The organism is Micromonospora sp. NPDC127501, assembly GCF_040302185.1.
Taxonomy (GTDB): domain Bacteria; phylum Actinomycetota; class Actinomycetes; order Mycobacteriales; family Micromonosporaceae; genus Micromonospora.
Window position 1 is genome coordinate 5081 of the sequence record NZ_JBEORJ010000013.1, and the last position, 14113, is coordinate 19193.

Annotated in this window: 13 protein-coding genes; 9 read left to right on the top strand and 4 right to left on the bottom strand. The window is 72.8% G+C overall.

The features are described from left to right. Window positions 1-178 precede the first annotated feature (178 nt). The 4 genes from ABTW72_RS25990 to ABTW72_RS26005 are packed head-to-tail and all read right to left on the bottom strand — an operon-like array spanning window position 179 to window position 6081. Window positions 179-1426, bottom strand: coding sequence for an MFS transporter (locus ABTW72_RS25990; RefSeq protein ID WP_350862713.1), 1248 nt, complete (start codon window positions 1424-1426; stop codon window positions 179-181). A gap of 40 nt (window positions 1427-1466) precedes the next feature. After that, window positions 1467-2048 (bottom strand): isochorismatase family protein, encoded by a 582-nt coding sequence (locus ABTW72_RS25995; RefSeq protein ID WP_350862716.1) that lies wholly within the window; start codon window positions 2046-2048, stop codon window positions 1467-1469. Window positions 2049-2099: 51 nt separating this feature from the next. After that, window positions 2100-3386: a nicotinate phosphoribosyltransferase gene (locus tag ABTW72_RS26000; protein WP_350862718.1), complete on the bottom strand. Its 1287-nt coding sequence runs from the start codon at window positions 3384-3386 to the stop codon at window positions 2100-2102. Between the two features lie 16 nt (window positions 3387-3402). Continuing rightward, on the bottom strand, window positions 3403-6081 hold the full coding sequence (locus ABTW72_RS26005) for a LuxR C-terminal-related transcriptional regulator (protein ID WP_350862721.1): 2679 nt from the start codon (window positions 6079-6081) through the stop codon (window positions 3403-3405). Window positions 6082-6275: 194 nt separating this feature from the next. On the opposite strand from ABTW72_RS26005, the gene ABTW72_RS26010 reads away from it, so the two are divergent. The 9 genes from ABTW72_RS26010 to ABTW72_RS26050 all read left to right on the top strand — a co-directional run bounded on the left by ABTW72_RS26010 (window position 6276) and on the right by ABTW72_RS26050 (window position 14105). Continuing rightward, window positions 6276-7826, top strand: a complete 1551-nt coding sequence (locus tag ABTW72_RS26010; RefSeq protein ID WP_350862724.1) for a P-loop NTPase family protein — start codon at window positions 6276-6278, stop codon at window positions 7824-7826. Window positions 7827-7974: 148 nt separating this feature from the next. Next, entirely contained in the window at window positions 7975-8265 is a 291-nt protein-coding gene (clpS, locus tag ABTW72_RS26015) for an ATP-dependent Clp protease adapter ClpS (RefSeq protein ID WP_088946433.1), read from the top strand. After that, window positions 8262-8762 carry a DUF2017 domain-containing protein gene (locus ABTW72_RS26020; protein WP_091393575.1) on the top strand — a complete coding sequence of 167 codons (501 nt, stop codon included), beginning with the start codon at window positions 8262-8264 and terminating at the stop codon, window positions 8760-8762. The genes clpS and ABTW72_RS26020 overlap by 4 nt, the downstream gene beginning before the upstream one ends. 52 nt (window positions 8763-8814) lie before the next feature. Then, the gene (locus ABTW72_RS26025; RefSeq protein WP_030487200.1) at window positions 8815-9303 is read left to right on the top strand and encodes a M67 family metallopeptidase; all 489 of its coding nucleotides are present in this window, start codon (window positions 8815-8817) and stop codon (window positions 9301-9303) included. 65 nt (window positions 9304-9368) lie between these two features. After that, on the top strand, window positions 9369-9740 hold the full coding sequence (locus ABTW72_RS26030; protein WP_112698734.1) for a MoaD/ThiS family protein: 372 nt from the start codon (window positions 9369-9371) through the stop codon (window positions 9738-9740). Between the two features lie 11 nt (window positions 9741-9751). Continuing rightward, complete coding sequence (locus ABTW72_RS26035; protein WP_350862729.1) at window positions 9752-10717, top strand: PLP-dependent cysteine synthase family protein; 966 nt, start codon at window positions 9752-9754, stop codon at window positions 10715-10717. Between the two features lie 223 nt (window positions 10718-10940). Then, entirely contained in the window at window positions 10941-11684 is a 744-nt protein-coding gene (locus tag ABTW72_RS26040; protein ID WP_350862731.1) for an MBL fold metallo-hydrolase, read from the top strand. A gap of 109 nt (window positions 11685-11793) precedes the next feature. Continuing rightward, window positions 11794-12939 (top strand): glycosyltransferase family 4 protein, encoded by a 1146-nt coding sequence (locus tag ABTW72_RS26045; protein ID WP_350862733.1) that lies wholly within the window; start codon window positions 11794-11796, stop codon window positions 12937-12939. Then, entirely contained in the window at window positions 12936-14105 is a 1170-nt protein-coding gene (locus tag ABTW72_RS26050; RefSeq protein ID WP_350862736.1) for a glycosyltransferase, read from the top strand. The genes ABTW72_RS26045 and ABTW72_RS26050 overlap by 4 nt, the downstream gene beginning before the upstream one ends. Window positions 14106-14113: the final 8 nt, after the last annotated feature.

Below are 14113 nucleotides of genomic sequence, written 5' to 3' on the forward strand. Positions count from 1 at the left end.
GGTGCGGTGCGGTGCGGTGCGGTGCGGTGCGGTGCGGTGCGGTGCGGTGCGGTGCGGTGCGGTGCGGTGCGGTGCGGTGCGGTGCGGTGCGGTGCGGTGCCTCCCAGGCAGCGCGATTCAGCGCGGCGAGGGATCGGCGAGGACGCCGACCTTCAGGTTCGCTGCGACGGCGAGGTGCTCAGTGGGCGGCGGGGGCGAGGTCGGCCTCGGCGGACGGCGGGGTGGCCGCTTCGGCGATGCGGCGGCGGCGCAGCTCGATCGGGAGCACCACCAGGGTGACCAGCGCGCCGAGCGCACCGGTCACCACGAAGCCCCAGAGTGGCGCGCTGGCGTCGATCACCGCGCCGGCGAGCGGTGCGCCGACCGCGATGCCGACGGTGACCGCGGAACCGTGCAGACCCATCGCCTCGCCGCGTACCTCGGCCGGGACCAGGCGGCTGACCGCGTCCGAGCCGGCCGCGATGGTCGGCGCGCAGAGCGCGCCGGCGGGGATCAGCGCCAGGCACAGCAGCCACCAGTGCGCACCGCCGAGCCCCACCGGAATGGTGCACAGGGCCAGTGCGGCGGTCAGCGCCAGCGGGGAGAACGAGCGGTGCACGGCCCCGTACGCGAAACCGCCGGCCAGCGAGGCGACCGCCCAGATGGCCAGGACCGCGCCGGTCCATTCGACCTCGCCGCTGGCCCGCAGGACGGCGACCACCGCCACGTCGGTCCCCCCGAGCACCAGGGTCGCGGCGGCGCTGAGCGCCAGGACGGCGAGCAGTCGGGGGGTCAGCCACTCCCGGCGCGGCACCCGGCGTTGGGGGCCGGTGGGCTCGGTGGCCTCCCGGATCGGTGGGTTGACCACCCACAGGGCGATCCCGGCGGCGACGATGCCGCCACCGACCAGATACATGGTGGTCTGCGCGGAGATCGCGGTGACCAGGGCCACCGCCAACGCCGGGCCGATCATGAAGGACAGCTCCACCGACATCGAGTCCAGTGCGTAGGCCGGGCGGCGTTGATCCTCGGGGACCAGCGCGGCGATCGACTGACGGACCACGGAGAAGATGGGCAGGGCCAGGGAGCCGGCCACGAAGGCGGCCGGCAGGAGCACCGGGTATGTCAGCGACGGCGCGGTGGACCAGAAGATCGCCTCAGCGATGGCGGTGAGCACCAGGACCGGGCGCAGTCCACGACGGTCCACGAGTCGGCCGAGCAGCGGCCCACCGATCGCCGCGCCCACGGTGACCGCCGCACCCACCAGGCCGGCCGCCCCGTAGCCCCGATCAAGATCGAGCACCACGTGGAAGGTCAGCGTCACCCCGGTCGCGGTGAGCGGGATGCGGGCGAGGACGGCAACCAGTAGCAGCGACCGCAGGCCGGGCAGGGCGAGCGCCCGCCGGTAAGGTTTCATGTTCACGTGGGTCCGTACCTCCGGCGACATCCTCGACCGGCGGCGGCCCCTTGGCCAACCAATTAGCGCCTCATGCGGCCCTGATCACAGGCTGGCCGTGCATGATCACCCCGGCGCCCTCCATCGCGCGCAGGGCCACGTCGGTGGTCGCCGGGGCGACGGCGGCGGTCAACTCCAGCAGCACGGTGGTGGCGAAACCCTCCCGGGCGGCGTCGAGCGCGGTCGCCCGGACGCAGTGGTCGGTGGCGATGCCGACCACGTCGACCCGGTCCACGTCGCGCCGGCGCAGCCAGTCGGCCAGGCACTCGCCGTCGTCGGCATGCCCCTCGAAACCGGAGTACGCCGCCGCGTGCTCGCCCTTGTGGAAGATCGCCTCGATCCGGGCGGTGTCCAGTTCCGGGTGGAACTCCGAACCGCTGGTGCCGACCACACAGTGCCGGGGCCAGGACTCCACGAAGTCCGGCGGATCGCCGAAGTGGGCACCCGGGTCGACGTGGTAGTCCTTGGTGGCGACCACGTGCGTCCACCGGTCCGGCTCGGCGGCGAGCAACCGGGAGATCCCGGCGGCCACGCCCGCGCCGCCGGCGACGGCCAGCGAGCCGCCCTCGCAGAAGTCGTTCTGCACGTCCACGATGATCAGCGCGTTGGCCATCGGGGGGTTTCCTCTCTCCGCACGGTCGGTCGGCGGCGCTCGGTGGATGACTCAGCCAGCGGGTACGACGGTGACCGGCACGGCCGGATCGCCGGCCGAGAGCTTCAGCCCTTCCCACGGGATGGAGATCAGACACTCCCGCAGGTGCTCCCGTGACTCGTCGAGGGTGGGCAGCGCCACCGACTCACCGGCGACCACGTACGACTGCTGGAGCAGACGGTCGTTGGGCTGCCGGTCGGGAACGCCCTGCGGGACGATGACCTCCTCGGTGGCGGTGCCGGTCGGCTTGTGCCGGCGGACCGCGACCTTCCGGCCGCCGATGGTGGCCTTGTGCTCGGAGCGCTTCACCACCGGCCGTCCCTCGACCTCGACCAGTTTGTAGACCAGCCCGGCGGTCGGTGCGCCGGAGCCGGTGACCACCGCCGTGCCGGCGCCGTACATGTCCACCGGTTCGGCGGCCAGGGCGGCGATCGCGTACTCGTCCAGGTCACCGGAAACAATGATCTTGGTCTCGGTGGCGCCCAGCGAGTCGAGCAACTCCCGGGACTGCTGAGCGATCACCGCGAGGTCGCCGGAGTCGATCCGTACCGCCCGCAGGTCCGGCCCGGCCACCGCGATGGCGTTGCGGATGCCCTGGCTGATGTCGTACGTGTCGACCAGCAGCGTGGTGTCCTTGCCCAGCGTGGCGACCTGCGAGGCGAACGCCGCCCGCTCGTCGTCGTGCAGCAGGGTGAACGCGTGCGCCGCCGTGCCCGCCGTGGGGATGCCGTAGCGCGCGCCGGCGGCGAGGTTGGACGTGAACCGGAACCCGGCCAGGTACGCGGCCCGCGCCGCGGCCACCGCCGCCTCCTCGTGTGCCCGACGCGACCCCATCTCGATCAGCGTCCGGCCCCGCGCCGCGGTCACCATCCGGGCCGCCGCGGCGGCCACCGCGCAATCGTGGTTGAGCACGGACAGCGCCAGCGTCTCCAGCACCACACATTCGGCGAAGCCGCCGGAGACGGTGAGGATCGGTGAACCGGGGAAGAACAGCTCACCCTCGGCGTACCCGTCGATGTCGCCGGTGAAGCGGTAGTCGGTGAGCCACGCCGCCGCCGCCTCGTCGACCACCCCGGTCCGCAGCAGGAACTCGACCTCGGTGGGGTCGAACCGGAAGTCGCGGATCAGCTCGATCAGCCGGGCCGTCCCGGCGACCACGCCGTACCGGCGGCCGCTGGGCAGCCGGCGGCTGAACACCTCGAAGACACAGCGGCGGTCGGCGGTGCCGTCCTTCAGTGCCGCGCTGACCATGGTCAGCTCGTAGTGGTCGGTCAGGAGCGCGGGGCGGTGGATGCTCACCGCCCCAGCCTAAGGTTCAGCTCGGGTCGCCGCCGTCGTGGCCCGGGATCGAGCGCAACGCCGCCCACAGCTCGGCCCGACCGGTGACGCCGAGCTTGGCGTAGATCCGCTGGAGGTGGTTCTCCACAGTGCGCGCCGAGAGGTAGAGCCGCTCGGCGATGGCCCGGCTGGGAGCGCCGTGCGCCGCGAGGCGCGCCACCTGCCACTCCCGCTCGGTGAGCACGGGCGCGCCGGCCTGGAGCGCCGGCGTCCGGATCAGGTCACAGCGCCCGAGCAACCCGGCGAGGCGCTCCCGGGCGTCGTTGGCGGCAGCCGAGTGCTGCCGGCGCAGCCGCTGGACGGCCTGGGAGGTGGCCTCGGCGGCGTACACGGTCAACTCCAGGGCGGCATAGTCGTCGGCGACCGCGAGCAGACCGGTGGGGGAGTCGGTCACCGCGGCGCGGGCGTGCCGGGCCAGCAGCGGCGGGAGCACCCCGTCGACCCGCTCGGAGAGCTCGGCGAGGCGCTGCGCGACGGTGCGCCGACCACCGTCGGAGCAGGTGGGGCCGACCGCCATGCCCGCCTGGTCGAGTCGGACGAGGTCGTGCAGGACATGCACCTCGTGCCCGGCGAAGCCGTCCGAGCGCAGTCGATCCACCAGGTCACCGAGATGTTTGATCGCGCCGGGCAGGTCGCCCGAGGCGGCGAGTGACGCGCCCCGGGCCTGCTCCAGCCACGGGTAGAGCACCGCCATGCCCGGCGCGTGGGTGCGGTCGGCTTCGGCCATCGCCGCAACCGCCTGCGTGGCGTCACCGCGCAGCGCCGCCGCCTGGGCGCGTTCGGCCTGGGCCAGACCGGCGTAGACCCGACTCGTGGCCAGCACCGCGCAGGCACCCAGGGAGGTACGCATGGCCGCGTCGCTCTGCCCGCGCAGCCGGGCCGCGTACGCCTGGAGGATGGCCAGGTAGCCGGTGCCGAGGCGAAAGTCGCCGGCTCCGGCGAGGTCGGCGAACTCGTCGGCCACGATCGCGTCGATCCCGGTCAGGTCGCCGGTGAGCATGAGCCGGGTGCCTCGGGCCAGTTCCAGGGCCAACTGGAGGTACGGCATGTCGGTGCGCCAGCTCGCCGCGGCCGAGTGCACCTGGGCGATGGCCGTACCGCTGCGGGTCAGCTCGCCCTGCGCGGCCTGGACGTACGCGATGGTGGAACGGGCCAGCTCGCGGGCGGCGACGCCGGCCGCAGGCCGGTCCAGCACCCGTCGGCTGAGCTGTACCGCGGTGGTCGTGTCCAGTCGGTGCAGACGCATGATCGCCTCGAAGGCGTGCACCCGGGACCGGTCGGCGGAGTCGCTGAGCTGCTCGACCCGGCTAGCGATCTCCTCCACCGTGGACTCCTGGCTCAGCCCCCAGTAGCTGACCATGCCGCGTACGGTCAGCCAGCGGCAGAGCCGCCGCTCGTCGCCGGGCTCGGGGGTGACCGCGTCGAGGACGTCGATGGCCTCGTCGGGCCGGTCGGCGAACATCAGGATGGTGGCCAGCAGCTCCGCCGCGTCGTAGCCGCCGTCGGCGTTCAGCGCGGCCCGCGCCAGGCGGGTCGCCAGCGGCACGTCGTAGCGGGTGAACGCCTGCACAGCTGCGTCCAGCAGCAGGGCCGGATCCTGTGCGGTGCCCGAGTCGAGTCGCCAGACGGCCACCCGCAACAGGTCGTCGCGTCGTCGTTTGCCGACCTGCTCGAGCAGCTCGGCGAGGTGTGCCTGGAGCCGGCGGGTGCGGCTGACCGGGCAGCGGCGGCGCATCACCTCGCCGTAGAGCGGGTGCGCCAGCCGGACGTTGGTGCGCCGGTCGTGCTGGATGACGGTGATCAGCCCGCGTTCCTCGGCGATCTCCACGTCCGACTGCTCGGCGGCCTGCCTCAGGAGGTGCAGGCCCAGTGGTTCGCCGAACGCGACCAGCTCGACGACCGCGCGGACGCCGTCGGTGAGCTTGCCGACCCGGGTGTCGATGAGGTCGGTCAGGTTGGGCGCCAGTTCCAGTCGCCCGGTCCACTTCCAGATCCCGTACGTGCGCTTCAACTCGGCGCTGCCGTTGGCGGCGTGCACCAGCTCGCGCAGCAGCAGCGGGTTGCCGGCCGACAGCCGGCCGAGCCGGTCGGCGGAGCCGGCGTCGACCGGGCCGCCCAGGATCGCCGCCAGCAGGTCGGTGGTCTCCTCCTGCGGCATCGGGGTCAGCTCGACGTGCTCGACCAGGTCGTCGGTCCAGAGTGCGCGGATCGGCAGCGGGATCTGCTCGCCGTCGCGCAGGGTGCCGACCACTGTGGCGTTCTCGGCGCGGGCGACCAGATGCACAAGTGCGGCCGAGGGGGGATCGAGCAGGTGGGCGTCGTCGATGGCGAGCACGATCCGTCGGCCGGCCGCCTGCTGTTGCAGCACGTTGAGGGCCCAGCGCAGGATGCCGGCGGGGGAGAGGCCCTGGGGCTGCTCGGCGGGGAGGACCTGGACCAGCCCGCCGAACGGCAGCGCCGCGGTGGTGGCGCTGGCGGCGATGGACCAGATCGCGAACCGGTCGGTGGGCAACGCGCCCACGCCCTCGCGCAGCAGGCGACTCTTGCCGATGCCAGCGCTGCCGCTGAAGAAGAGCCCGCGGCCGGCTTCACCGGTCACCGCCTCCAGCAGGCGGTTCAGCTCACCCGTGCGGCCGACGAACTCCCATCGACTCATTCGCGCAGCATATCGACCGGAATCCGTCCGCGCCCGCACCGTCACGGTGCGAAGTTGAGTATTCGCACAATTACCGGTGAGTATTCGAGGTGTTCCGCCCGGTCGTCAGCCCGCCCGTAGTCTTCCGACATCCGGGTTGACGCACCGGAATTTTCGCGACCGGACGTCCGGTCACCTGCAACGGGAGGCACCTGATGAAGCAGGGCCCTCTCCCCTCGGTCGATTCGCCGGACGACATGGCCGGCCCAACCGACGTACCCATCTGCGGCCCTCTCCCCACCCGGGTGGGCGTGTCCGCCGCCGCCCCGGACGAGCCGCTCGGTGTGGTCGCCGTCGGCCCGGCCGGTGCCGAGCGGCGTGCCGTGCTCGCCACCCTGCTCGGGCTCGACCCGGTCATGCTCACCGTCCCGGCGGGCAGCTGGTTGGTGGTGCGCGACGCCAAGGTGCCCACCCGTGCGGCGTTCGTGCCCGGTTACCGCCAGCCGCACTCGTACGGCGCGGACCGGGACGCCGCCGGCCCGGCGTTGGCCCGCCCGCCCCGGCGGGTCGAGCTGAGCGTGCCCCAGCCGCTGCTGCGGCACTTCACCCTGGTCGACGTTCCGGACACCGCCACCCTCGGCGTGTCCGGCACCCGGGTGCTGCTCGAAGCGGCGGGCCGAGCCGGCGCGCTGCTCTTCGTGATCGCCGCCGACCAGGCCTTCACCGCCGCCGAGTTGAACCTGCTCGCCGAAGTCGCCCCGACCTCGGTGGAGGTCGTCTTCGCGGTCACCCCCGGCGCGGCGGGGTGGGCTCCGTTGGCCGACGGCACGGCGACTACGGAGGGCGCGGGGGCGTCCGTCCCGCCGGTCGGTGGTGCGGAGACCGAGGTGGACGCGGTCGCGGTGACGGTGGAGGCACATCGGGCGGCACTCCTGGCCGCGGTGCCGGCGCTGGCCGGGGCGCGGTGGTTCCCGGTCGACGGGGCCGACACCGCCGCCGACCTGCGGCGGGCGCTGGTGGGTTGGGCGTCGCGTGAGGGGTTGCAGCGGGCCAGCGTCGACCCACCGATCCTGCCGGGCCAGCAGGGCCGCGTCGCCGTGGCCGCCAATCCGGGTGACTGGTCCGAGCGGCTCGACCGCCACGCCCGCTCGTGTGCTCAGCGGATCCGCCAGCACCTCGCCCTGGAGTTGGCGAACATCCACCTCCGGGCCGTTCAGGAGATCGTGTTCGGAGTCGGCTGTGCCGGCCTACCGGATCTCCTCGACCGGGAGATGTCGGCGTTGTCGTTGTTGGCCACCGCGCAGTGCGATCAGGCGGTGCGCGGCATCATGACCGACGTCGCGTCCCAGGTGCTCGGCGCGCCGCCGGCCGAAGGCGTGCGCCGCCGGATCGCCGCCGCGGTGCAGTACGGCCTGGCCGATCACCGGCCCGGCCACGAACTGGACAAGGTGTTGTTGATCACCAGCACGGCCGGCGTGGCCGAGTTGACCGGCCTGGAGGCGATCGACGCCGCCGCCAGCTATCCGGCGGCGTCCCGGGACGAGGTGCTCCCGCCCATTGCGGTGGCGCTCTCCGGTGGGTGCTGGCAGCAGTGGCGTACGCCCGGCAACGGCGACCAGAGCGCGGCGCGGGCCTGGTCCCAACGGGCGGTGCGCGAGGTCGAGTTGGGGTTGTCCAGGGAGATCTCCCGACGGTTCGAGGTGATCCGCCTCTCGCTGGGCGTGGTGCTCTCCGATGCAGTCGATCACGGCATTCTGCTCGCCTGACGGCGCGCCCACCGGTTGGTCCGGGTCCGGGCCGGACCCCACCTCCGATGGCGTCCGGGGCGGGTCGGGAGGGCCCGGGGTGGGTGATCCGCGCCGGGCCGGCGTTCCGGTTCCTCGGTTCCGGGAAACCGGTGGCACGATGGGGGGCATGGCGGCTCCGCAGGTTGCACCGGTCGAGACGCCGGACACTGACGAGGTGCCGGCGTCCGACCGGCAGTGGGTGACGATCGTGTGGGACGACCCGGTCAATCTGATGACGTACGTGACCTGGGTCTTCCAGAAGCTTTTCGGCTACAGCCGGGAGAGGGCCGAACAGCTGATGCTGGACGTGCACCACAAGGGCCGTGCCGTGGTCTCCACCGGTGCCCGCGAACGGATGGAGCACGACGCGTCGCAGCTGCACGCGTACGGGCTGTGGGCGACGGTGGACAGATCATGAGCATGTTCCATCGCCAGGCCGGCCACTACGTCGCCGTCTTCGCCGTCGACGAGGTGCGGGTGCTGCGCAAGGTCGCCTCCGAGGTGGTGGGTCTGCTCACCGATGGCTTCGACCACACCGACCCGGTGGTCGGTCGGCTCTTTCCGGCGGTCTACCCACAGGACGCTCCGGGCACCGCCGAGTTTCGCCGCTACACCGAGGGCGACCTGAAGACCGCGAAGATCGATCAGGCGGGGGCGATCCTGGCCGCGTTGCCGGACGACGCCGGTGGCGAGGTGCGGCTGGACGCCGAGGCGGCCGAGGCGTGGTTGCGGGCACTGAACGACGCCCGGCTCGCGATGGGCGTCCGCCTGGAGATCAAGGACGGCACGGATCTGGGCGAGGAGTTGGACGACGCGGTCGCTGAGGACCCAGGTTCCAGCCGGGTGTTCCAGCTTTCGGTCTACGCCTATCTCGGATATCTACAGGAGTCGCTGCTCAACGCCTTGATCGACTAGGGGTGACCGGCACCACTTCGGCCCGTGCCCGGCAGGCGTTAGGCTGGTGCACGTGCTGAGCATCGACCGGTCGATCATTGACGCGATCGTCGCCCACGCGCGCCGGGATCACCCTGACGAGGCGTGCGGCGTGGTCGCCGGTCCCGTCGGCAGCGACACCCCGACCCGGCACATCCCGATGGACAATGCCGCGCGGTCGATGACCTTCTACGAGTTCGACTCGATGGAGCACCTGCGCGTGTGGCGGGAGATGGACGACCGGGACGAGGAGCCCGTCGTCATCTACCACTCGCACACCGCCACCGAGGCGTACCCGTCGCGGACGGACGTCTCCTTCGCCGGTGAGCCGGGGGCGCACTACCTGCTCGTGTCGACCCGTGAGCCCGACTCGGAGGAGATCCGGTCGTTCCGGATCGTCGACGGCGTGGTCACCGAGGAGCCGGTCCGTGTCGTGGAGGCCGGTGTCGACCCGCACGCCGTCCAGTCCTACATGTTCGGGCAGAGCCCGGCGACGGTCGATTACGAGTGTTCCGGCCGCTGACCTGTCAGCGCCGCAGCCGTCTCGTCCCGTCACCGTAGGCACACCCGATCGAGGAGTTCCCCATCATGGCTATTGAGGTTCGCATCCCCACCATCCTGCGCAGCTACACCGGCGGCGCCAAGGTCGTCGACGGCACCGGCGACACGCTCGCCGACCTGCTCACCGACCTGGATTCCCGGCACGGCGGTCTGCGCGGCCGGCTGATCACCGACGCGGGCACGCTGCACCGTTTCGTCAACGTCTACGTCAACGACGAGGACGTGCGGTTCCTGGGCGCGCTCGACGCGAAGCTCTCCGACGGCGACAGCGTCACCATCCTGCCGGCGGTGGCGGGCGGCGCATTCGGCTTCGCGGCGGCAGCGGCAATCAGCTCGCACAGCATCAGCTCGCAGAGTGCCGCCGCCGCGGTGGCCCGCGACGCCGTCGCGGCTCGCTGAGGTCGGCCGCCATGGCGCGGTACGACAGCCTGCTCGACGCCTGCGGGGGTACGCCGCTGGTCGGCCTGCCCCGACTCTCCCCGACGGTGCCCGACGGGGCCCCTCCGGTGCGGCTCTGGGCCAAGCTGGAGGACCGCAACCCCACCGGCAGCATCAAGGACCGCGCGGCGCTGTTCATGGTCCGGGCGGCGGAGGAGGCTGGTCGGCTCCGCACGGGTGACACCATCCTCGAACCGACGAGTGGCAACACCGGCATCTCGTTGGCGATGGTGGCGAAGCTGCGCGGCTACCGGCTGGTCTGCGTGATGCCGGAGAACGTCTCCACCGAGCGGGTGCAACTGCTCCGGATGTACGGGGCCGAGATCATCTTCTCGCCGGCGGCGGGTGGTTCCAACCAGGCGGTCGCCACGGCGAAGCAGATCGCCGTCGAGCACCCCGACTGGGTGATGCTCTACCAGTACGGCAACGAGGCGAACGCGCGGGCGCACTACGAGACGACCGGGCCGGAGCTGCTGCACGACCTGCCCAGCATCACGCACTTCGTGGCCGGGCTGGGCACCACCGGCACCCTGATGGGCACCGGGCGTTACCTGCGGGAAAAGGTCGATGGCATCCAGATCGTGGCCGCCGAGCCGCGCTACGGCGAGTTGGTCTACGGCCTGCGCAACATCGACGAGGGGTACGTTCCGGAGCTCTACGACGCCTCGGTGCTCTCCCGGCGGTTCTCTGTGGGCACCCGGGACGCGGTGTTGCGTACCCGCCAGCTCGTGGACGTGGAGGGCATCTTCGCCGGGTTCTCCACCGGTGCGATCCTGCACGCCGCGCTGGCGGTGGCGCACGAGGCGGTGCGCGACGGCCGCCGGGCCGACGTGGCCTTCGTGGTCTGCGACGGCGGATGGAAGTACCTGTCCACCGGCGCGTACGGCGGCACCCTCGCCGACGCCGAGGACGCCCTGGACGGGCAGCTCTGGGCCTGACCGATCTGGTCTGCCGGTTACGGGCCGTCGACATTCGTCGACGGCCCGTGCGCTTCCCGACGTACCGCGAGCGGGTGTCACGTTCGTGACAACTTCCGTTGGATGATTCTTGCTGCCGGGTGCGCCAGCGTAGGCTGCGCAGCGTGGCGTACGCGTCGGTAGAGATCATGGCCGGGACCGTCGCCGGCGCGGGTGCTACTGATAGTGACAGCGAGACCACTCGATGCGACTGACCGTTCTGGGAAGCGCCGGCAGTTTCCCTGGCCCCGAGTCGCCCTGCTCGGCCTATCTCGTCGAGGCCGACGGCTTCCGGCTCCTGGTCGACTTCGGCTCAGGGTCGCTGTCCAGCCTCCAGCGGTACGCGGGGTTGCACGCCCCGGACGCCATCCTGCTGACCCACCTGCACTGTGACCACATGTTCGACGCCGTGCTGTACGTGGTGGTCCGCCGGTACGCCCCGGACGGCCCCTACCCGGCGCTGCCGGTGTACGCGCCCGCCGGCGCGCCGGACCGGCTCAGCGCCGCGTACGGCGACGACGGTTCGGTGGAGGACGTCTACCAGTTCTACGCACTCCAGCCGGGCACCTTCCCGATCGGCCCGTTCGCCGTCACCGTCGACCGGGTCAACCACCCCGTCGAGACGTACGGTGTGCGGCTGGAGCACGAGGGCCGTTCGCTGTGCTACTCGTCGGACACCGCGCCCTGCGAGGCGCTGCTGCGGCTGGCCCAGAACGCCGACGTGTTCCTCTGCGAGGCCAGTTACCTCGACGGCATGGACAACCCGCCGGATCTGCACCTGACCGGTCGGGAGGCCGGCGAGGCGGCGACCAAGGCCGCGGTGGGTCGGCTGCTGCTCACCCACCTGGTGCCGGCCTGGGGCAGCGAGGCGCACACGTTGGAGTCGGCCGCTTCCGCGTACGCCGGGCCGCTCGAGGTGGTTCGGCCCGGCGCCAGCTACGACGTCTGACGCAGCACGCCCGGTTCGCGAGGCCGGGCCGCGGTGTTGTGCCGTACTGTTCGCCGGCCGGTCAGCAGGCGGTCGTCTGGTGCACCGGTGGTACCCGCACGGTGTGGGCATGCGGATCGCCATCGTGACCGAGTCGTTCCCACCGGATGTGAACGGCGTCGCGCACTCTGTGGTGCGGACGGCGGAGCACCTGCTCGACCAGGGCCATGAGCCGGTGGTCATCGCGCCCGCCCCGCCGGCCGCCGGTCGCCAGGGCATCGACCGGCTGCCGTACCCGGTGGTGCGCATTCCGAGCGTGCCGCTGCCCCGCTACCAGGGCTTCCGGCTGGGTGTGCCGACCACCGCCCGACTGACCGGGGCGCTGCTGTCGGCCGAGCCGGACGTGGTCCACCTGGCCAGCCCGTTCGTCCTGGGCGCCCGGGCGGCCATGCTGGCCAGCCGGCACGGGCTGCCCACGGTGGCGGTCTACCAGACCGATGTGGCGGCGTACGCCAGGGCGTACCGGGTCAGTTGGGGCGAGGCGGCGGCGTGGCGCCGGATCCGCGAGATCCACAATTCGGCGCAGCGGACCCTCGCCCCCTCCACCCGGGCCGCCGCCGACCTGATCGCGAACGGGGTGCAGCGGATCTGGCTGTGGCGGCGCGGTGTGGACGCCGTTCGCTTCGATCCGGCAAAGCGGTGTGCGGCGCTGCGGGACCGGCTGGCGCCCGGCGGTGAGCTGCTGGTCGGCTACGTCGGTCGGCTCGCCCCGGAGAAACGGGTGGAGTTGCTGGCGGCGACGTCCCGACTGCCCGGCGTACGGGTGGTGGTGGCCGGCGACGGCCCGATCCACCGCCAGTTGGCGCGGGAGCTGCCCGGGGTGACCTTCCTGGGCGTGCAGCAGGGCGAGGACCTGGCGCGGCTCTACGCCAGCCTGGACCTGTTCGTGCACACCGGACCGCACGAGACCTTCGGCCAGACCATCCAGGAGGCGCTGGCCTCGGGGGTGCCGGTCGTGGCGCCGGCGAGCGGCGGCCCGGTCGACCTCGTCGACCACGGCGTGACCGGGCTGCTGGTGCCGCCGAACGACGGCGACGCGCTCGCCGCGGCGGTGGCCGAGCTGGCGGGCGACGCCGACCGGCGGCGGGCCTACGGGCTGGCCGCCCGGGTCGCGGTCCGTCGCCGTAGCTGGGCGGCTGTCGGCGACGAGCTGATCGGGCATTACCAGGCGGTACGCGCCGTCGCCGCCACCGTCGGCCTGCCGGCCGTCTCGTGACCGTCGCCGCCCGCGGGCTGCGGATCGTGCGGGTCGCCAACTTCGTCACGGAACGCTCCGGCGGCCTGCGTACCGCGCTGCGGCATCTCGGCGCGGGCTACCGGGCGGCCGGGCACGATCCGGTGCTGGTGATACCCGGTCAGCGGGCCGCCGACGAGACGTACCCGTGGGGGCGGGTGGTCACCCTGCCCGGGCCGCGGCTGCCGGGCAGCGGTGGCTACCGGCTGCTGGCCGGGCGACGCCGGTTGGCCCGGCTCCTCACCGACCTGGCGCCCGACCGGTTGGAGGTCTCCGACCGGTCGTCGCTGCGCTGGACGGGCCGGTGGGCGCGGGCGCACGGAGTGCCGTCGGTGATGGTGTCGCACGAGTCGCTGACCGGGCTGCTCGGCCAGTGGGGTGTGCCGGACGCGCTGCGCCGGCCCATCGCCGACCGGCTCAACCGGGCGACCAGCCGGGCGTACGACCGGATCGTCTGCACGACCCGATGGGCTGCCGAGGAGTTCGACCGGATCGGCGTCGACAACCTGGGTCTGGTGCCGCTCGGGGTGGACCTGGACACCTTCTCCCCGCACCGGGCCGACCCACTGGTGCGCGAGCGGTACGCCGACTCCAGCGAGGTGCTGTTGGTGCACTGCGCCCGGCTGTCAACGGAGAAGCGGCCGGAGCTGGCCGTGCAGACCCTCGCCGAGCTGCGCCGGAACGGCGTGCCGGCGGTGCTGGTGATGGTCGGCGACGGCCCACTACGCGGCGCGCTGGCCCGGCGGGCGGCAGGGCTGCCGGTCACGTTCACCGGCTTCCTGCCGGACCGCGCCACGGTGGCCGCGTTGCTGGCCAGCGCGGACGTGGTGCTGGCGCCGGGCCCGGTGGAGACCTTCGGTCTCGCCGGCCTGGAGGCGCTGGCCTGCGGCACTCCGGTGGTGGTCAACGCGGCCAGCGCTCTCCCCGAGGTGGTCGGCGAGGCCGGGCTCGCGGCGTACGGCTCGGGGGTGTCGATGGCGGCGGCGGTGACCCGCCTGGCGGCCCGGCCGGAGGCGCAGCGGCGGCGGGCCGCCCGTGCGCGGGCCGAGGAGTTCGGCTGGCCGGCCGCGGTCGCCGGGTTCCTCGGTGTGCACGTCGCGGACGTTCCCCGGGGCACCGCGAGCGAGGTGGATCGCCGCACCGCATAGGGTGCAGG